We start from the raw sequence: 17,395 nt of genomic DNA, 5'->3' as shown, positions 1-17,395 counted from the left end.
GCCCCGCCGCCTCCTCTCCCCCCTGTGAGGCGACGGGGCCTTTTCGTGCGTAGGGTGGCCCGTCAACGGCGTGTCTCAGTGGGGGAGTTCGCGATGTCGGAGCGTGACGGGGCCGGCGTGGTGCTGCGGCCGGTGTACGAGGAGGACCTGGCCGTCTTCGAGCGGTTCCTGACGGACCCCGAGGCGGCGGGCCCCTTCCAGTGGTACGGCTGGGCGGATCCCGCCCGCTTCCGCCGGGAGTGGCAGGAGGACGGGATGATCGGCGAGGACGGCGGCCGGCTCGCCGTCGCGACCGGCCCCGACGTGCACGGCTTCGTCGGCTGGCGCAAGCGCGTCGTCTCGCGCAGCTCCTACTGCTGGGTCGTCGGGATCCAGCTGCTGCCCGAGGCGCGCGGCCGCGGCGTCGGCACGCGCGCCCAGGAGCTGCTGGTGCGCCATCTGTTCGCGCACACCCCCGTGGAACGCGTCCAGGCGGACACCGAGGTGGAGAACGTCGCCGAGCAACGGGCCCTGGAGAAGTGCGGGTTCACCCGCGAAGGGGTGCTGCGCCGCATCGTCTTCCGCGACGGACAGTGGCGCGACGGCGTGATGTACAGCATGGTCCGCGGGGACCTCGGCACACCCTAGCCCGCGGCGCCCGGCCGCCACTCGTGGGCCAGCAGCCCCAGGAGCACCTCGTCCAGGAACTCGCCCAGCACCCACGCCGACGAGCGCAGGACGCCCTCGCGGACGAACCCGTTGCGCTCGGCGGCCCGCAGCATCGCGTGGTTGTCCGCGAGCGTCTCGATCTGCAGCCGGTGCAGGCCGCGGACCACGAAGCCGTAGTGACAGAGCGCCGCGACCACGTCGGTGCCGTAGCCCTTGCCGCGCGCGGCCGGCAGCAGTCCGAGGCCGATGTGCGCGGCCCGGCTGTGGTTGTCGATGCCCCACAGCGTCGCTGTGCCGACGAGCGTGCCGCCCTCCAGCTCCACCACGGAGAACGGGACGTGCCCCGGCTCCTTGTCGTCGACCACGAGGCGCGGATCCTTGGAGCCGGGCGTGATCGGCCGCCACGGCCCGCCCTCCGCCCGCGAGCCGTTGACCACGTCGTCGTAGAGCTCGGTCCGCAGAATCGGGATGTCGTCGTCGAAGCGGGCCCTGAGCCCGACCTTTCCGGCCTTCAGCATGCGATCTTCCTATCCGACCGTGCTGTGGGGCGGCAAGCGATATCGCGGTCGGCGCGGCCCGGTGCTGCGGCGCCGGTCAGGGCGTCGCGGCCCCCAGCACGAGCACCTGGATCGCCAGGACGGCCGATCCCCGCGCCCACCCGTGGAAGTCGTGCGGACCGGTCTCCAGCGGGACGGGGTCGGCGTCGGGATGGCGGCGGGCGCGGATCGTGGCGGCCACGACGTCCCCGGCGACGTCCAGCAGGCCGACGCCCTCCCCGGCGAGCAGGATCTTCTGCGGCAGCGCCAGTTCGGCGATCTGCGCCACCATCACGCCGAGGGCCCGGGCCGCCTCGTCGATCACCCGGGACGCCACCGGTTCCCCCGCCGCGGCGCGGGCGAGGACCTCCGGGTACGTCGCCGGCCGCCCGGTCGCCGCGTGCACCTGGCGGCAGATGGCGGGGATGCCGAGCAGGGCGCCCGCCGTGCCCCGCTCGCCGTCGGGGGTCAGCGGTCCGTACGGGTCGACGATCCAGCGCCGGCCGATGCCCCGCCCGGCGTCCCCCGTGCGGACCGGCCGGCCCCCGACGACCAGCGCGTACCCGATGCCCGCCCCGATGGTGAGCAGAGCGAACCGGTCGAGCCCCCGGCCCCCGCCGAACCACGCCTCCGCCTCGGCGAGGGCCGTCACGTCGTTGTCGACGACCACCGGCAGCCCCGCGCGGGCCCGCACCAGATCGGCCAGCGGGACGTCGGCCCACCCCAGGAAGGTGTTGGCGACGACGACGCCGCGCGCCCGGGTGGGGCCGGCGATGCCGATCCCGATCCCGGCCAGTCGCGGGAAGGAGGTGGCGAACTCCCGGGTCAGCGCGGCCAGCAGCGCCGCCACGCCGTCGGGCTCGTGCGTGTCGAGCGGCACCGTGCAGCGGGCCACGACCTCGCTGCGCAGCGTGGTGACCACGCCGTACACCGCGTCCGCGGTGATCTTGAAGCCGGCGAAGTGCCGGGAGTCCGCGACGACGTCGAGGGGCTGGGCGGGGCGGCCCTGGCCGGCCGCGGCCAGGGCCGGTTCGGCGACGAGCAGACCGGACTCGGTCAGCGGCTTGGTGAGGCGGGTGAGGCTGCCCGCGGAGAGTCCGAGGCGGCGGGCCAACTCGCCGCGGGAGAGCGGTCCGTGGGTGAGGACCTCGATCGCGACGGCCCGCTCTCCCGGGCTCAGCGGCAGCCAGTTCTCCTCAAGTGCCGTCATGCGTGCTCGCCTTCTCCGGACCCCGGCACATTCCCCCGAGCGGCCCGTCAGCCCTGGTAGTTGTGCGGCTGCTGCGCCGGGTCGGCCTGCGGGGCGGCGGCGTGGGCGAGCATCGCCTCCGCCTGCTCCCTGGGCAGCTGGTGCTCGGTGCCGCAGAACGTGCACTGCGTGCGGTACTTCGTCGATATGGGGAAGAGCGGGACGAAGAACAGCGTGAACTTCGTGACGTACTTGCGCAGCGAGTGGGCGGCGGGGTTGCCGCAGCCGCCGCAGACGAGCGTGAGCATCGCGAGCTGATACACCACGCCTCGCGTACCGAAGATGATCATTCGTGGTCCCTCCCTGTCCGGGGCCGCCGTGAGCGTCCCGAGGCTTGGCGCCATCGTAAGCAGCAGGGGCGCCGCCCTCACAGGCCGTAGCGGCGGGTGGTGTGCTCCTCCTGCGCGAGGCGGCGCAGGGCGGCCAGGACCGGCTCGAACAGGACGGCCCCCGCGACCGCCGCCTCCGCCTTCTCGCGATCGTCGTCGAAGGCGTCCAGCTGGTCGAGGTCGAGCCGGGCGACCGACTCCATGTGCACCGCGTACGCGGCGAGGGTGTCGGGGCCGATGGTGTAGCCGAGCCGGGTCAGCGTCGCCATCGTCGTGACCAGCTGCCGGTAGCTGGGGGAGAGGGCGCCGATCTCGCGCGCGTGGTGCCAGCCCAGGTCCCCGAGGAACCGGTCGACCCCCGCGGTCACCTCGGCCGTCGTCGGATCGTCCGCGGGCACCTCCGGCGGATGCGGCAGCGCCCACATCGCGGCGCCCACCCGGAACGTGGTGCCGAGCGACTCGTCGTCGATGTGTCCGAGCACCTCCCGGGCGGTCGCCACCGGGACCCGGCCGATCTGGATCAGGGCGCGCACCAGGTTCAGCCGGCGCAGATGGGCTTCGTCGTACTCGGCCTGCGTAGCGCTGACCCGCCGCCCGGGCGGCAGCAGCCCCTCGCGCAGGTAGTACTTGATCGTGCCGACCGGCACCCCGCCGCGCTCGCTCAGCTCAGCCAGTCGCATCTCTTGTGCCCCTTCTTGGAAAGTGCCACTATCCAATCACCAGAACGCCGGGAATCCGAGGGGGAGTCGTGCCCGAGAAGCCAGGGGTCGAGCGGACCACAGCGGCCGTGGAGGGCGACGTCGTCGTCTTCCTGATCGGCATGCGGATCAATCACTTCTGGGCGGTGCACCGCTGGTTCCCGGTGTTCTGCGCGATGCCCATGATGCTCAGGGAACTGGGCAGGGACCGCAGCCTGGGTCTGCTCCACCACCTCCTGGGCACCGCGAACCCGCGCACCTACTTCGTCGTCCAGTACTGGGAGACCAAGGAGAAGCTGCTCGCCTACGCCGCCGCGTCCGACAAGCGCCACCAGCCGTGGTGGGCGCGGATCAACCGGTACGCGCGCAAGAGCCGGGGGCACGTGGGCCTGTGGCACGAGACCTACGTCGTGCCCGCGGGCTCGTACGAGACGATCTACGGTGACATGCCGCCGTTCGGCCTCGGCAAGGCGTACGGGACCCGCTCGCTCGCCGAGGGCGTGCAGGCGCGGGACCGGCTCGCCGTCTGATCCGGACACGCTGCGCCGCCGAGCCGTCACACGGTGTGCCGACACGTCCGCATTGTCGGGCCGAATCGGCATTCCGGGGCTCGTGATGCAAGGATTGCGGCATGGCAATCAAGACCTACTTCGACATCACGATCAACGACGAGCCCGCCGGGCGCATCACGTTCAACCTCTTCGAGGACGTCGTCCCGAAGACGGCGGAGAACTTCCGCGCCCTGTGCACGGGCGAGAAGGGCTTCGGCTACGCCGGCTCGTCCTTCCACCGCGTCATCCCGCAGTTCATGCTCCAGGGCGGCGACTTCACCGCCGGCAACGGCACGGGCGGCAAGAGCATCTACGGCGAGAAGTTCGCCGACGAGAACTTCCAGCTCAAGCACACCAAGCCGGGCCAGCTCTCGATGGCCAACGCGGGCCCGAACACCAACGGCTCGCAGTTCTTCATCACCACCATCGTCACCGACTGGCTGGACGGCAAGCACGTCGTCTTCGGCGAGGTCGCGGACGAGGACAGCATGAAGCTCGTCAAGAAGATCGAGGCCCTCGGCTCGCGCAGCGGTGCCACCTCCGCGAAGATCACGATCGCCGAGTCCGGCCAGCTCTGATCCCTCGCGCCCCGTACGGAAGCCGGGTCCCGCCGCCGCGGCAGGACCCGGCTTCCGGCATGTCCGGGCCCCGGACGGGACAGTAACGGCACAGTAAGACGCCCGACCCCAACTCCTGGGCGGACGGCTCGGGTTAAGGTCTCGGTCACCGAGACAGTGATCCAACTCGCCGTTTTCTCGACCCGGGAGGCTTTCGTGCGCCTGCGCACCGTACCCACGCTGCTGTTGTCCGCCGCCCTGACCGCCGGAGCCCTCGCCGCCACCGCGGCACCGGCCGCCGCCGCGACCACCGTCCAGGCCTCCTTCGAGGACCAGCTGCGCGCGATACCCGGTGTCACCGTCACCGGCGTGACGGACAAGGAGGGCTTCCCGCTCTACGCCCTGTCCATCACGCAGCCGATCGACCACACCGAGCCCCGGCTCGGCACGTTCGAGCAGCGGTTCACCATCTGGCACAAGTCGACCGCGAAGCCCGTCGTCGTCTACACCGGCGGCTACGGCCTGTCCTCGGCGACCCGCGAACCCACCACGATCCTCGACGCCAACCAGCTCAGCGTCGAGCACCGCTTCTTCGGCCCGTCCGTCCCGGCCGGCGCCACCCCCTGGGCGAAGATGACCGTGCCGCAGGAGGCCGCCGACGAGCACGCCATCGTGCGGGCGATCAGACCGCTCTACGAGAAGTCGTCGAAGTGGCTGGCCACCGGCGGCTCCAAGGGCGGCATGACGGCGACGTACCACTACCGCTTCTACCCGCGCGACTACGACGGCGTCGTCGCCTACGTCGCCCCGAACGACGCCAACAACAACGACGACAGCACCTACGAGCGGTTCTTCGACACCGTCGGCACCAAGGAGTGCCGGACCGCGCTCGCCGCCGTGCAGCGCGAGATGCTGGTGCGCCGCGACACCCTGCTGCCGAAGTTCGAGAAGACGGCGAAGGACGAGGGCTACACGTTCACCGACACCCTCGGCACCACCGACCGCGCCTACGAGTTCGCGGTCCTGGACCAGGTGTGGAACTTCTGGCAGTCCGGCTCGGTCGACAACTGCCCGACCGTGCCCGACGCGAAGGCCGTCTCCGACGACGAGCTGTACCAGTGGTCCCTCGACCACGGCCTGTCGATCTACGAGGACTCCACGCTCGGCGCGAACGGCTCGGGCCCCTACTACCGGCAGGCCGCCGCCCAACTCGGCTGGGCCGACCTGAAGTTCAAGAACCTCAAGGGCGTGCGCCACTACCCCGACATCTACCAGCCGAACTCGGTGCTCCCGGCCGACATGCGCACCACCTACGACGGCACCGTCATCAAGGGCGTCGACAAGTGGGTGCGCACACAGTCGGAGCGGATGCTCTTCGTCTACGGGCAGAACGACCCGTGGAGCGCCGAGCAGTTCACGCCCAGCAAGAACGACTCGTACAAGTACGTCGTGCCGAAGTCCAACCACGGCGCCCGGATCTCGGCGCTGCCCACGGACCAGCGGGACGCCGCGACCGCCACCATCAAGCGGTGGGCCGGGCAGTGACCGGCGCGGGTCAGCCGAAGCGCTCGATGCGGATGCGCTCCACCGGCTGACCCAGCTCGACCAGGAGCCGGGAGGCGTGCTCGGCGAAGGCGTTCGAGCCGCAGACGTACGCCTCCCAGGCCGGCGAATCCGGCGTGAAGCACGGCGCCAGGTGGTCGGCGGCCAGTCGCCGGTGCTCTCCTTCGCGGGTGAGCACCGGGGTCGTCTCCGCCCCGTACTCGTCGGCGTAGATCAGGTCCTCGCGGGTGCGCGCGGACACGAACAGGCGCAGCGGCACGGTGAGGCGGTGCTGCCGGTGGTGGCGGACCATCGACATCAGCGGCACCACCCCCGAGCCCGCGCCGACCAGCAGTGCGGGCCGGTCGCCCGGCCACGCGAAGAAGCCGCTGAGCGGGCCGCGCACCTCCACCGCGTCGCCGACCCGGGCGATCGTGTGCAGGTACCCGGAGACCTCGCCGCCCTCGGCGTGGTCGAGGGTGAGCTCGATGTGCCCGGAGGCGTCGGGCGGCGACGCCAGCGAGTAGTGGCGCTGCGCCGTGTAGCCGTCGTCGGCGGTCAGCCGCAGCATCAGGTGCTGGCCCGGCAGATGTCCCTGCCAGCCGGGCACCGCGAACCGGAACGTCGACACGAGCGGCGTCTCCCGGCGGATCTCGGTGAGCTCGGCGCGCTGCCAGGTGGCGGCGGCCCGGTTGCTCACGGCGATCCGGCCGGGCACGGCGAACCGGGTCGGGGGAGTGAAGGTCTCGGACACCTGGTCAGTCACCTGCGTATCGCTGTTCTTCCCAGGGGTTGCCCCGGGCGTGGTACCCGTTCTGCTCCCAGAAACCGGGCTCGTCGTGGTCGAGCAGCCGCAGTCCGGCGAGCCACTTCGCGCTCTTCCAGAAGTAGAGGTGCGGCACCAACAGGCGGGCGGGGCCGCCGTGTTCGGACGGCAGCGGCGCGTCCTCGTAGGTGAACGCGACCCACGCCCGGCCGCCCGTCACGTCGGCGAGCGGCAGGTTCGTCGTGTAGCCGGTGTGCGAGTACGCCACCACGTGGGTGGCCGACGCGTCCGGGCGGACGGCGTCCAGGAACACGTCGAGCGAGACGCCCCCGAAGCGCACCCCGAACTTCGACCAGCTCGTCACGCAGTGGATGTCGCCCTCGTAGGAGGAGGTGGGCAGCGCCTGCGCCTCGTCCCACGTCCAGGTGCGCGGCTCGGCGACCAGCCCGTCGATCCGGAACGTCCAGTCCCGCGGGGCGAGTTCGGGGGTCACCTCGGCCGACAGGACGGGCCAGTCGTCGCGCGCGTCGTACTGGCCCGGCGGCAGGCCGGGGTTGTGGACGCGGGGGCGGCCGACGAAGCCCCGGGTGGCGTGGCCGGTCATGCGAGGGCCTCCAGATCGGCCAGGACGGCGCTCTCGTCGAGCGTCGTCAGTGTGCGGTCGCGCATCAGCACCCTGCCATCGACGACGGTGTCCCGCACGTCGGAGGCCTGCGCGGCGTACGCCAGCATCGACCAGGGGTCGTGGCGCGGGGTGAGGTGCGGCCGGCCCAGGTCCAGGACGATCAGGTCCGCGCGCTTGCCCGGCTCCAGGGAGCCGAGCTCGGCGCCGAGGCCGAGCGCCCTGGCCCCCTCGACGGTCGCCATCCGCACCGCCTGCTCGGCGCCGACCGCGGTCGGGTCGCCGCCCGCCTTGTGGACGAGTGCGGCCTGGCGCACGGCGCCCAGCAGGTCGAGCGTGTTGGAGCTGACGGCGCCGTCGGTGCCCAGGCCCACGGTGACGCCCGCGCTCAGCAGCCGCGGCACGGGCGCGATGCCGCAGCCCAGCTTGAGGTTGGAGACGGGACAGTGGGCGACCGACGTGCCGGTGCGGGCGAGCGCCACGATCTCCCCGCCGGTCAGGTCGACGGCGTGCGCGAGCAGCACGTCGGGCCCCAACAGGCCCAGGGAGTCGAGGAGTTCGACCGGCCGCTTGCCGTGCCGGGCCTCGACGGTGGCGACCTCGGCCGCGTTCTCCGCCGCGTGGATGTGGATCAGCGCGCCGAACTCCCGGCCGAGCGCGAAGATCCCGACGAGCTGGTCGGGGGCGAGCGTGTAGGCCGAGTGGGCGAAGAGGACGGGACGGGTGCCGGGGGACCGGGTCCTGGCCGCCAGGTCGCGGCGGGCCCAGTCCAGACGGGCCGCGTACTCCCGGGCGTCCGGCGGCTCCGGCACGTCCATGAAGGTCGGGCCCGTGTGCAGCCGCCACCCGGCCTCCCGGGCCGCTTCCTCGGCGGCCTCGTGGAACCAGTACATGTCGAGCGCCGACGTCACCCCGGCCCGTACGCTCTCCGCGACGGCGACGCGCACCGCGGCCGCCACGTTGCGGGGGTTGAGCAGCCGGGCCTCGGCGGGCACCACCCGGCCGAGGAACTCCTGGAGCGTCACGTCGTCGGCGGTGCCGCGCAGCAGTGTCATCGCCAGATGGGTGTGCGTGTTGACGAGGCCGGGCAGCACGAGGCAGCCGTGCGCGTCGATCTCGTCGGCGGGGGAGTGGCGGGCGCGCAGCTCGGCGGCCGGGCCCACGGCGACGATCGCGCCGTCGCGGACGGCGACGGCCCCGTCCGGGACGACCGTGGAGGCGTCGTCGACCGTGAGGACGGTGCCGCCGTGGACCAGCAGATCGACCGGGTCAGACACCGTGGTTCTCCTCCTGCGCCAGGATCCGCAGCGCGTCGAGCGCCACGACGCTGCCCCGGGCCACGCCCTCGGCGACGACCTCGCGGTGCGGGTTGTAGCCGCCGGTGTTCTCCTCGTCGACCAGCTCGTCGGCGTTCGCCCCGTCGACGACCAGCACGCCGCCCGCGACGAGACCGCGCAGCGACGCCGTCACGTACAGCGCGGACAGCTCCATCTCGATCGCGGCGAGCCCCGCCCTGTCGTAGGCGGTCAGGGGGATCAGGCCGGGCTGGAACGCCGCCCGCGTCCACACGATGCCGCGGTGGTGCGGCGCCCCCGCCTCGCGCGCGGCCCGCGTCAGGGCGAGCACGGCCTCGGGCGCGGACACCGCCGGGTACTCGGCCGGCACCAGCTGCTGCGTCACACCGTCGTCGCGCACCGCCGCCTCGGCGATCACCAGGTCGCCGTCGCCGATGCCGCGGCGCATCGCACCCGCCGTACCGAACCGGACGAAGGTGCGCACACCCGCGTCCGCCAGCTCCTGGAACAGCAGGATCGCGCCCGGGCCGCCCACGCCGTGCGAGGCGACGACGACCGGCAGACCCCGCCAACTCCCGCTGAACACCCGGTACTCGCGGTGGTACGAGACCTCCTTCGCGTCGTCCAGGAGGTCGGCGACGGCCGCGGCGCGCGCCGGGTCGCCGACGACGACGGCGCGCGGCGGCAGGCCCGTGCGCGGTATCCGGGTGATGGGCAGCAGGTCGGGTGCGGTGGCACTCATGCGGAGGCTCCAGTGGTGCGACGGCGTCGGGCCGTGGTGAGGAAGAGGGCGATCAGGGTGACGACGTACGGCGCCGCGTCCGTCGCCTGCTGCGGCAGGCCGAGGCCCTGGAGGCGGAACCCGGCGGCCTCCGCGAGCCCGAACAGCAGCGCGGCGAGCAGCACGCCGAGCGGCAGGGCGCGGCCCAGCATCACGGCGACGACGGCGATCCAGCCACGGCCCGCCGTCATGTTCTCGGAGAACAGCGTGACGTTGCCGAGCGCGAGCTGGGCCCCGGCGAGGCCGCACAGGACACCCGAGACGAGGACCGCACCGTACTTGTACTTCGTCGGGCTCACGCCCAGCGTCGCGGCGGCGTCCGGTGCCTCGCCGACGCCGCGCAGCCGCAGCCCCCACGCGTGCCGGGACAGCAGCACGGCGGCGACGCCGACCGCGGCCCAGGACAGCCAGGTCAGCGGCGAGAAGCCGGCGATCTCGGTCAGACCCAGGAGGTCCGGGTCGTCGAAGGTGCCCTGCACACCGAAGACCGTACGCAGCAGGAAGCTCGTCAGGCCGACGGCGAGCAGGTTCATGGCGACGCCCAGGACGACCGCGTCGCCCTTCAGGGTCACCGCGCCCACGGCCAGGATCAGCGAGTACGCGGCGGCCGCGAGGGCGGCGGCCAGCACGCCGAGCCAGGGGCTGCCGGTGAACCAGCTGGTGGCGACGGCGGTGAAGCAGCCCATCAGCATCATGCCCTCGAGGCCGATGTTGAAGACGCCCGCGCGCTCGCACAGGGCCCCGCCGAGCGCGGCGAGGAGGATCGGGGTGAGCGCGCGCAGCGCGGACAGGACCAGGTCGGAGTCGAACATCAGGCGGCCTCCGCCTTCTCGGTGGTGAGCTGCTCCGCGGCGTCCCGCCGCTTCTTCGGGCGCCAGGTGATGCGCAGCCGCGCCGCGAGGAACACGATCACGATCGCCTGGAGCACCTGCGTCAGTTCGCGCGGCACCTCGGTGGTCCGCTCCATCGACAGTCCGCCGACCTGGAGGACCGCGAAGAAGAAGGAGGCGAGCACCGTGCCGAGCGGCGCGGCAGCCGCGAGCAGCGCCGCCGTCAGACCGGTCCAGGTGTAGCCGGGCGCCGTGAGCGACCCGTCGAGGAAGCGGTAGGGGAAGCTGAGCACCCCGACCGCCCCGACGAGTCCGGCCAGTGCTCCGGACACCGCCATCAGGCGCAGCGTCTGCGGTCCGCGCGCCACGCCCGCGTACGCGGAGAAGCGGGGGTTGAGCCCGGTCATCCGCATCTCGTAGCCGACCGCGGTCCGGGAGTCGACGACGTGGTACGCGACGGCGGCGAGCGCCACCAGGACGAGTCCGACGGTGACGGTCGACGTGCCGAACGCGGGCAGTTCCACGCCGTCGGGCAGCCGCCGCGTCTGGGGCAGGCTGGAGCCCGGCTCCTTGAGCGGGTAGCGCACAAGGTAGGAGGCGAGCGACGACGCCGGGTACGACAGCAGGAGGCTGCTCACCAGGAGCGGTACGCCGAACCGGATGTCGCACAGGGCGGCGAGCGCCGCGTACAGCGCGCCGGCCGCCATTGCGGCGAGGACGGCCAGGACCGTGGTGAGCGGGGCGGGCAGCGGCGAGTAGAGGCCGACCGCGGCGGCCGAGATGCCGCCGAGGACCAACTGGCCGTCCCCGCCCAGGTTGATCAGTCCGGCGCGCAACGGGATCGCGAGGGCCAGGGCCATGCCGAGGACGCTCGTCCCGGTCGTCAGCGTCGAGCCGATGCCGGCCGAGCCGAGCGAGCCGGTGATGACGGCCCGGTAGGCGGCGACCGGGTCGGCGCCGGTGCCGATCAGGAACAGCGCCCCGATGACGACGGCCGCGGCGACCGAGAAGAAGACGGGGGAGCGCAGGACGCGCACCGGGGAGACGGGTGAGGCCGCCATCTCAGGCCCCTTTCCGGGCGGAGGGCGCGGGATCGGGCGCGGCCCCGGCCATCGCGAGGCCGAGCGTCCGCTCGTCCGCCTCGTTCTTCGGGTACGACGCCACGATGCGGCCCTCGTACATCACCAGGACCCGGTCGGCGAGGCCGCGGATCTCGCTCAGCTCGGCGGAGACGAGGAGGACCGCGTGGCCGGCGTCGCGGTAGGCGATCAGCTGGTCGTGGATGTGCTGGACAGCGCCGATGTCGACGCCGCGCGTCGGCTGCTCGACGAGCAGCAGCGGGGCCTCGTGGGCGAGTTCACGCCCGATGAGGAGCTTCTGCAGATTGCCGCCGGACAGTGCGCTCGCGGCGACCTGCGGCGACGACGCCTTCACGCCGAACCGTCCGATCAGTGCGCGGGCGTGCTCGCGCACCGCCTTCGGGGCCAGAACTCCCTTGCGGGACAAGGCGGTCCGGTGATGGCCCATCGCGAGGTTGTCGGCGACGGACGCGGCGGGCGCGGTGCCCACCGCGTGCCGGTCCTCCGGCACGTACGCGAGGCCGGCGAGCCTGCGGCGGGCCGCCGAGGCGTGCGTGATGTCGTGGCCGGACAGGGTGACCCGTCCCGCGGTGACGGCACGGAGCCCGGCGAGGGCCTCGACCAGCTCGCTCTGTCCGTTGCCCGCGACGCCCGCGATGCCGACGATCTCGCCCGCCCGGACGGTGAGTCCGGCGTCGCGGACCCCGTCCGTCGCGAGCCCCGACACCGTCAGGACCTCGTCGCCCGGGCTGCCGGGCGCGTGCACCCGGTCGAGCTCGACGGCGCGGCCCGTCATCGCGGAGGCGATCTCGTCGGCGGTCGTGTCGGCGGTGCGCAGCCGGGCGACGACCCGGCCGTCGCGCAGCACCGTCACGTTGTCGCTGCCCTCCAGGACCTCGCGCAGCTTGTGCGTGACGAGGATGACGGTGCGGCCCTCGTCGGTGAGCGAGCGGAGCACGCCGAACAGCGCGTCCGCCTCGGCCGGGGTCAGCACGGCGGTCGGCTCGTCGAGGATCAGGGTGCGGGCGCCGCGGTGCAGCAGCTTCAGGATCTCCACGCGCTGGCGCACGCCCACCGGCAGATCGCCGACGCGCGCGTCCGGGTCGACGGACAGGCCGTGCGCCGCGGCGAGTTCGGTCACCCGGCGGCGCGCCGCCGCCCGGTCGACGAGGCCATAGCGGCGCGGCTCGGCCCGGTACACCACGTTCTCGGCGACGGTCAGCGAGTCGAACAGCTTGAAGCTCTGGTGCACCATGCCGAGCCCGGCGGCCATCGCGTCACCGGGGCTGGCGAAGGCGACCTCGCGGCCGTCGACCCGCACCGTGCCCGCGTCCGGGCGCAGCATCCCGTACAGGATCGACATGAGGGTCGACTTGCCCGCGCCGTTCTCGCCCATCAGCGCGTGGATCTCGCCGCGCCGGACCGTGAGGTCGACGCGGTCGTTGGCGAGGGTGCCGGGGAACTCCTTGGTGATGCCGGTGAGTTCGACGGAGACCGGCGCGTCGTGGGCGCCGTGCGCGTCGTCGGCCGGTTCAGGCCGCGGCGGGGTCATCGACCTTCAGCTTCCCGGCCACGATCTGGTCGCGCAGCTCGCCGATCTTCTTGAGGACGTCCTCGTGCCGCGCGATCACGCACTTCGACGAGGCGACGCCGTCCTCCAGGCCGGTCAGCGTGATGCCGCCCTCCTTGAGGCCGTACGACACCGTCTTGCCGGCGTCCCCGCCGAGGATGTGGCCGATGCCCTTCTCGACGGCGACGTCGGTGCGCTTCACGACGTTGTCGACGACGGTACCGGGCGCCGCCGGGCACTGGTTCACGTCGACGCCGTACGCGAAGGCGCCCTTGGCCTTCGCCGCCTCGAACACGCCGTAGTTGCCGGCCGCGGCGGCCGCCATCACGTGGTCGGTGCCCTTCGAGATCAGCGAGCCGGCCTGCTCCTTGGCGCGCGCCGAGTCGTCGAACGGCGACTGCCCGCCGACGAACCGGGTCGCCGTGGACGTCTTCTTCGCGACGTGCTTGGCGCCGGCCGCGAACGGGTCGCTGTAGCGGCGGAACTGGGGCGTGTCGAGCACGTCGACCGCGCCGACCTTGCCGCTCTTGCTGAGCAGTCCGGCCTCCGCGCCCGCGAGGAACACGCCCTCGTGCTCGCGGAAGACACCGCAACTCACGTTCTGGTACGTCTTCGTGGTGCAGGCGTCGACCATCAGGAACTGCTGCTTCGGGTGCGCCTCGGCCTGCTGCGCCACCGCGTCCGCGAACTCGAAGCCGACCGTCACGACGACGTCCGGCGCGGAGTCCACCGCGGCCTTGAGGTTCTGCTGCTGCGACGCCGTGTCGGAGCTCTGGTACACCTTCGGCGTGCCGCCGCCGTGCGCCTTCGCCGCCGCCTTCACCCCGCTCACCGCGAGCTTCATGAACTCGTTCTGGCCCACCGGGTCCGGCGTCACCAGCGTGAACGCCTTCGCGTCCTTGGCTGCCGAGCCGCCCGAATCGTCCTTCTTCGCGGCGGCGTTGCAGCCCGTCATCGCGAGCGCGGCACCGGCCGCGAGCGCGGCGAGCTGGATCGAGCGGGATCTACGGGGCATGGCAGGGCCTTCCGGAAGCTGGTGCGAGGAGAGCGGAACGGGTGCGGGGGCACGGTTCAGCGGCGACAGAAGTCGCCGGCGCACCGGCCGTGATCGAGGAAGCGGCGCTTCGTGAGCAGCACGGTCCCTCCTCGATGGTGTGCGGTGGTCGTTCCCGGTGCGGCGGAGCAGGAGGGTAACACTGGATTCCGCACGGGTGCGCGAGCGTCTCGAACTGTGGTTCCCCCAGGTCATGTACGGTGTCGCGCACCCTCGGAGACGCACCCGGGCAGGCGCCCGGAGATTCAGGAGTGCCCACGCATGTCCCAGGAACCGCAGGAGCTGCGCGCCGTCGAATGGACCGGTGACGCCCTCGCCCTGATCGACCAGACCGTGCTTCCGCACCGCACGGAGATCCGCCAAGTGCGGGACGTGGACGGGCTGGTGGACGCGATCCAGCGGCTGGTCGTCCGTGGCGCGCCCGCGATCGGCGCCGCCGGGGCGTACGGCGTCGCGCTCGCCCTGCTGCAGGGCGAGCGGGAGGGCTGGGACCCGACGCGGCTGCGCGCCGAGATAGCGCGGGTGCGCGCGGCGCGCCCCACCGCGGTGAACCTGATGGTCGGAGTGGACCGGGTCGCCGAGCGCCTGGAGGAGGGTCTCGACGCCGTCCTCGCCGAGGCCGCCGCCGTCCAGCGCGAGGACGTCGAGGCCAATCGCGCCATGGGCGTGCACGGCGCGGACTGGCTCCTCGAGCGGATCGGCGAGGACCGGCCGCTGCGCATCCTGACGCACTGCAACACCGGCGCGCTGGCCACCGCGGGCTGGGGCACCGCCCTCGGCGTCATCCGCGAACTGCACGCCCGCGGCCGCGTCGAGGTCGTCTACGCGGACGAGACCCGCCCCCTGCTGCAGGGCGCACGCCTCACCGCCTGGGAGCTCGTCCAGGAGGGCATCCCGCACTACGTGCAGGCCGACGGCGCCGCCGCGGGCACCATCCTGCGCGGCGAGGTCGACGCGGCGATCGTGGGCGCCGACCGGATCGCGGCCAACGGCGACACCGCGAACAAGGTCGGCACCGTGGGGGTCGCCCTCGCCTGCGCCGACGCGGGCATCCCCTTCCTCGTCGCCGCGCCGACCACCACCGTCGACCTGAAGACCGCCGACGGCGACGCCATCCACATCGAACTGCGCGGCGAGGACGAGGTGCTGGAGTGGGGCGGCGTGCGCACCGCGCCCACCGCGTCCCGTGGTCACAACCCGGCATTCGACGTGACGCCGGGCCGCCTGGTGACCGGGCTCGTCACCGAGCGCGGTGTCCTCCAGGTGTCGGCGGGCGAACTGCCGGGCGACCGGCTCGGCTGACCCCCGGCCGGGCCTCCGGCCGGGAGGTGTCCCGAACTACCGCTCCGTGAGGGCGAGTTCGAGGAGCCACTCGACGACCTCGGTGTGGTGCCGCGCCTGCCGCGGCGTGGCGCCCCACACGTACAGGCCGTGCCCGGCGACCACGACCGCGGGCATCCGCGGGTCACGGGCCGCCTCGAGCCGGTCGCCCAGCTCCTTCATGTCCTGGCTGTTGGCGATGACGGGCAGTGTCACCTCGGTGCCGTGCGCCGGCTGCCCGACGCCCTTGAGCATCTCCAGGTCCTTGAAGACGATGCCGCCCGGCTCGCGCCGGCCCATCGCCACCGACGCCACCGTGTGCACGTGCACCACGGCGCCCGCACCGGTCAGGGCGGCGACGCGGGCGTGCAGCTCGGCCTCCGCGGACGGCTTTCCGCCGTCCACCGCGGCCCCGTTCCCGTCGACCAGCACCACGTCCGCGGCGGTCAGTTCGCCCTTGTCGTGGCCGCTCGCCGTCACGGCGAGCCGCAGCGGGTCACGGGAGAGGACGGCCGACAGGTTGCCTGAGGTGCCGCGCATCCAGCCGAACGACGCGAACCGCGCCGACTCGGCGGCGAGCACCGCCCCTGCCTCTGCCAACTCGGCGCCGGTCGTGCTCACTTCGTGCTCCTCGTGCTCAGGGTGATCTCGTCGAACGCGCCCGCTTCCGGGTGGTCGCCGACGCCTTGCTCGTAGTACGGCTCTCCGGGGCGCCGGACGCCGACGGTGCGCCAGCCCGCGGCGCGGGCCGCGTCCAGCTCGCCGGGCCGGTCGGAGAGGAAGAGGGTGCGGTCGGCGGGCACCGTGAGCGCCGCGGTGATCCGGCGGTAGGAGTCCGCCTCCTGCTTGGGGCCCGCGTTCTCGGTGTCGTACAACCCGCCCACCAGCGGCAGCAGATCGCCCTCGGGGCTGCTCGCGAACCACGCCCGCTGCGCGGCCACCGAACCCGACGAGTACACGTGCAGGGCGATGCCCGCCGCGTGCCAGCGGCGCAGCGCCGGGAGCACGTCGGGGTAGAAGTGCGAGACGAGGTCGCCGCGCGCGAAGCCCTCGGACCAGATGATGCCCTGCAGCGTCTTGAGGGGCGTGGCCTTGCGGTCCTCGTCGAGCCAGCCGTTCAGGACCTTCTCGACCCGCTCGGCGTCGGCGTCCGGCTCGCCGGTCAGCTCCCGCACCTGCCCGACGGCGCGCGCCACCTCGGGGTCGTCGCCCCGCTCGGTGAGCAGCGCGGCGAACCGCGAGCGGGAGTACGGGTACAGCACGTCCACCACGAACCCCGTGGCGCTCGTGGTGCCCTCGATGTCGAGGACCACCGCGTCCACGTCGTGGGAGAGCGCGCTCACGCGGAGTGCCCGGCGGCGATCGTGTCGAAGTCGGGGAAGCGGTCGGCGATCCGGTCACCGGTGAAGTTCCCGATCCAGCCGTCCTCCTCGTGGAAGAAGCGGATCGCCGTGAACGAGGGGGCCGTGCCCATGTCGAACCAGTGGGTCGTGCCGCGCGGCACGCCCAGCAGGTCGCCCTTCTCGCAGAGGACGGCGTGCACCTCGCCGTTCACGTGCAGATAGAAGATGCCGGACCCGGAGACGAAGAAGCGGACCTCGTCATCGTCGTCGTGGGTGTGCTCCTGGAGGAACTTCTCCCGTGCCGCCTTCGCCTTGGCCGGGAACTCCGGGTCGTCGCTCGGGTGCAGGCCGAGGACGTCGACGGTGGTGAAGCCCTCCTCCGCGTTGAGCTTCTCGATCTCGGGCCCGTACGCGGCGAACACCGTCTCGCTGTCGGCGTCGGCGGGCACGTCCGCGCGCACCGGCCACTGCTCGAAGCGCACCCCGATCGGGGCGAGCGCCGCCTTGATCTCGGCCGTGTCGGCGGTACGGCGCAGCACGGTGTCGGGACCGGACTCGGGCCAGGTCGTCAGGAGAGTCATGACAGGAACTCCAAGCGGGAACGGGCGGGGCTTCGGATCGTAAC

At 72.8% G+C, this 17,395-nt stretch carries 20 protein-coding genes; 5 read left to right on the top strand and 15 right to left on the bottom strand.

Going from position 1 to position 17,395, the window contains the following annotated elements; translation table 11 throughout:
* The first annotated feature begins 93 nt into the window (after window positions 1–93).
* On the top strand, window positions 94–627 hold the full coding sequence (locus M4J07_RS19500; RefSeq protein WP_255973617.1) for a GNAT family N-acetyltransferase: 534 nt from the start codon (window positions 94–96) through the stop codon (window positions 625–627).
* Here M4J07_RS19500 and M4J07_RS19495 read toward each other — a convergent pair.
* The 4 genes from M4J07_RS19495 to M4J07_RS19480 form a co-directional block, all read right to left on the bottom strand.
* The gene (locus tag M4J07_RS19495) at window positions 624–1,166 is read right to left on the bottom strand and encodes a GNAT family N-acetyltransferase (protein ID WP_255973615.1); all 543 of its coding nucleotides are present in this window, start codon (window positions 1,164–1,166) and stop codon (window positions 624–626) included. The genes M4J07_RS19500 and M4J07_RS19495 overlap by 4 nt on opposite strands.
* Window positions 1,167–1,242: 76 nt before the next feature.
* A complete protein-coding gene (locus M4J07_RS19490) occupies window positions 1,243–2,394 on the bottom strand; it encodes an ROK family transcriptional regulator (RefSeq protein ID WP_255973613.1) in 1,152 nt (383 codons plus the stop codon).
* A 47-nt stretch (window positions 2,395–2,441) separates the two neighbouring features.
* Window positions 2,442–2,723, bottom strand: a complete 282-nt coding sequence (locus M4J07_RS19485) for a zinc-ribbon domain-containing protein (protein WP_255973611.1) — start codon at window positions 2,721–2,723, stop codon at window positions 2,442–2,444.
* 77 nt (window positions 2,724–2,800) lie between these two features.
* Complete coding sequence (locus M4J07_RS19480) at window positions 2,801–3,442, bottom strand: MerR family transcriptional regulator (protein ID WP_255973609.1); 642 nt, start codon at window positions 3,440–3,442, stop codon at window positions 2,801–2,803.
* Between the two features lie 68 nt (window positions 3,443–3,510).
* Here M4J07_RS19480 and M4J07_RS19475 point away from each other — a divergent pair, with 68 nt between their 5' ends.
* The 3 genes from M4J07_RS19475 (at window position 3,511) to M4J07_RS19465 (ending at window position 6,113) form a co-directional block, all read left to right on the top strand.
* Window positions 3,511–3,990 (top strand): DUF4188 domain-containing protein, encoded by a 480-nt coding sequence (locus tag M4J07_RS19475; protein ID WP_255973607.1) that lies wholly within the window; start codon window positions 3,511–3,513, stop codon window positions 3,988–3,990.
* 101 nt (window positions 3,991–4,091) lie between these two features.
* Window positions 4,092–4,589 carry a peptidylprolyl isomerase gene (locus M4J07_RS19470; RefSeq protein WP_255973605.1) on the top strand — a complete coding sequence of 166 codons (498 nt, stop codon included), beginning with the start codon at window positions 4,092–4,094 and terminating at the stop codon, window positions 4,587–4,589.
* Between the two features lie 195 nt (window positions 4,590–4,784).
* A complete protein-coding gene (locus M4J07_RS19465) occupies window positions 4,785–6,113 on the top strand; it encodes a S28 family serine protease (RefSeq protein ID WP_255973603.1) in 1,329 nt (442 codons plus the stop codon).
* 10 nt (window positions 6,114–6,123) lie between these two features.
* Here the strand turns inward: M4J07_RS19465 and M4J07_RS19460 are convergent, their stop codons facing one another.
* The 8 genes from M4J07_RS19460 to M4J07_RS19425 are packed head-to-tail and all read right to left on the bottom strand — an operon-like array spanning window position 6,124 to window position 14,068.
* Window positions 6,124–6,864 carry a ferredoxin reductase gene (locus tag M4J07_RS19460; protein ID WP_255973601.1) on the bottom strand — a complete coding sequence of 247 codons (741 nt, stop codon included), beginning with the start codon at window positions 6,862–6,864 and terminating at the stop codon, window positions 6,124–6,126.
* 4 nt (window positions 6,865–6,868) lie between these two features.
* Window positions 6,869–7,480, bottom strand: a complete 612-nt coding sequence (locus M4J07_RS19455; protein ID WP_255973599.1) for a sulfite oxidase-like oxidoreductase — start codon at window positions 7,478–7,480, stop codon at window positions 6,869–6,871.
* On the bottom strand, window positions 7,477–8,775 hold the full coding sequence (locus M4J07_RS19450) for an amidohydrolase (RefSeq protein ID WP_255973597.1): 1,299 nt from the start codon (window positions 8,773–8,775) through the stop codon (window positions 7,477–7,479). The genes M4J07_RS19455 and M4J07_RS19450 overlap by 4 nt, the downstream gene beginning before the upstream one ends.
* A complete protein-coding gene (locus tag M4J07_RS19445; RefSeq protein WP_255973595.1) occupies window positions 8,768–9,535 on the bottom strand; it encodes a nucleoside phosphorylase in 768 nt (255 codons plus the stop codon). The genes M4J07_RS19450 and M4J07_RS19445 overlap by 8 nt, the downstream gene beginning before the upstream one ends.
* A complete protein-coding gene (locus tag M4J07_RS19440; RefSeq protein ID WP_255973622.1) occupies window positions 9,532–10,389 on the bottom strand; it encodes an ABC transporter permease in 858 nt (285 codons plus the stop codon). The genes M4J07_RS19445 and M4J07_RS19440 overlap by 4 nt, the downstream gene beginning before the upstream one ends.
* Window positions 10,386–11,465 (bottom strand): ABC transporter permease, encoded by a 1,080-nt coding sequence (locus tag M4J07_RS19435; RefSeq protein ID WP_255973593.1) that lies wholly within the window; start codon window positions 11,463–11,465, stop codon window positions 10,386–10,388. The genes M4J07_RS19440 and M4J07_RS19435 overlap by 4 nt, the downstream gene beginning before the upstream one ends.
* Window position 11,466: 1 nt before the next feature.
* Window positions 11,467–13,035, bottom strand: a complete 1,569-nt coding sequence (locus tag M4J07_RS19430) for an ABC transporter ATP-binding protein (protein ID WP_255973591.1) — start codon at window positions 13,033–13,035, stop codon at window positions 11,467–11,469.
* Window positions 13,016–14,068 (bottom strand): BMP family ABC transporter substrate-binding protein, encoded by a 1,053-nt coding sequence (locus M4J07_RS19425; RefSeq protein ID WP_255973590.1) that lies wholly within the window; start codon window positions 14,066–14,068, stop codon window positions 13,016–13,018. The genes M4J07_RS19430 and M4J07_RS19425 overlap by 20 nt, the downstream gene beginning before the upstream one ends.
* 300 nt (window positions 14,069–14,368) lie before the next feature.
* Between M4J07_RS19425 and mtnA the strand changes: the two genes are divergently transcribed.
* Window positions 14,369–15,409 (top strand): S-methyl-5-thioribose-1-phosphate isomerase, encoded by a 1,041-nt coding sequence (gene mtnA, locus M4J07_RS19420; protein WP_255973589.1) that lies wholly within the window; start codon window positions 14,369–14,371, stop codon window positions 15,407–15,409.
* A gap of 36 nt (window positions 15,410–15,445) precedes the next feature.
* On the opposite strand, the gene mtnB is transcribed toward mtnA, so the two are convergent.
* Genes mtnB through M4J07_RS19405 form a run of 3 tightly spaced genes read right to left on the bottom strand, consistent with a single transcriptional unit; the run spans window position 15,446 to window position 17,351 of the window.
* Window positions 15,446–16,048, bottom strand: a complete 603-nt coding sequence (gene mtnB / locus M4J07_RS19415; RefSeq protein WP_255973588.1) for a methylthioribulose 1-phosphate dehydratase — start codon at window positions 16,046–16,048, stop codon at window positions 15,446–15,448.
* A complete protein-coding gene (gene mtnC, locus M4J07_RS19410) occupies window positions 16,045–16,770 on the bottom strand; it encodes an acireductone synthase (RefSeq protein WP_255973586.1) in 726 nt (241 codons plus the stop codon). Before mtnC ends, mtnB begins: the two co-directional genes overlap by 4 nt.
* Window positions 16,767–17,351, bottom strand: a complete 585-nt coding sequence (locus M4J07_RS19405) for a 1,2-dihydroxy-3-keto-5-methylthiopentene dioxygenase (protein ID WP_255973584.1) — start codon at window positions 17,349–17,351, stop codon at window positions 16,767–16,769. The genes mtnC and M4J07_RS19405 overlap by 4 nt, the downstream gene beginning before the upstream one ends.
* Window positions 17,352–17,395: the final 44 nt, after the last annotated feature.

This window comes from Streptomyces longispororuber (genome assembly GCF_024448165.1).
GTDB classification, from domain to species: domain Bacteria; phylum Actinomycetota; class Actinomycetes; order Streptomycetales; family Streptomycetaceae; genus Streptomyces; species Streptomyces longispororuber_A.
Note: the sequence above shows the minus strand (reverse complement) of the source record. Positions and strands in the feature narration are given on the sequence as shown.

What these genes read in the sequence shown, in the direction of transcription:
- M4J07_RS19500 (WP_255973617.1), top strand. Translation starts at nt 94, where the DNA reads ATGTCGGAGCGTGACGGGGCCGGCGTGGTGCTGCGGCCGGTGTACGAG.
- M4J07_RS19495 (WP_255973615.1), bottom strand. Translation starts at nt 1,166, where the DNA reads ATGCTGAAGGCCGGAAAGGTCGGGCTCAGGGCCCGCTTCGACGACGAC.
- M4J07_RS19490 (WP_255973613.1), bottom strand. Translation starts at nt 2,394, where the DNA reads ATGACGGCACTTGAGGAGAACTGGCTGCCGCTGAGCCCGGGAGAGCGG.
- M4J07_RS19485 (WP_255973611.1), bottom strand. Translation starts at nt 2,723, where the DNA reads ATGATCATCTTCGGTACGCGAGGCGTGGTGTATCAGCTCGCGATGCTC.
- M4J07_RS19480 (WP_255973609.1), bottom strand. Translation starts at nt 3,442, where the DNA reads ATGCGACTGGCTGAGCTGAGCGAGCGCGGCGGGGTGCCGGTCGGCACG.
- M4J07_RS19470 (WP_255973605.1), top strand. Translation starts at nt 4,092, where the DNA reads ATGGCAATCAAGACCTACTTCGACATCACGATCAACGACGAGCCCGCC.
- M4J07_RS19455 (WP_255973599.1), bottom strand. Translation starts at nt 7,480, where the DNA reads ATGACCGGCCACGCCACCCGGGGCTTCGTCGGCCGCCCCCGCGTCCAC.
- M4J07_RS19445 (WP_255973595.1), bottom strand. Translation starts at nt 9,535, where the DNA reads ATGAGTGCCACCGCACCCGACCTGCTGCCCATCACCCGGATACCGCGC.
- M4J07_RS19435 (WP_255973593.1), bottom strand. Translation starts at nt 11,465, where the DNA reads ATGGCGGCCTCACCCGTCTCCCCGGTGCGCGTCCTGCGCTCCCCCGTC.
- M4J07_RS19430 (WP_255973591.1), bottom strand. Translation starts at nt 13,035, where the DNA reads ATGACCCCGCCGCGGCCTGAACCGGCCGACGACGCGCACGGCGCCCAC.
- M4J07_RS19425 (WP_255973590.1), bottom strand. Translation starts at nt 14,068, where the DNA reads ATGCCCCGTAGATCCCGCTCGATCCAGCTCGCCGCGCTCGCGGCCGGT.
- mtnA (WP_255973589.1), top strand. Translation starts at nt 14,369, where the DNA reads ATGTCCCAGGAACCGCAGGAGCTGCGCGCCGTCGAATGGACCGGTGAC.
- M4J07_RS19405 (WP_255973584.1), bottom strand. Translation starts at nt 17,351, where the DNA reads ATGACTCTCCTGACGACCTGGCCCGAGTCCGGTCCCGACACCGTGCTG.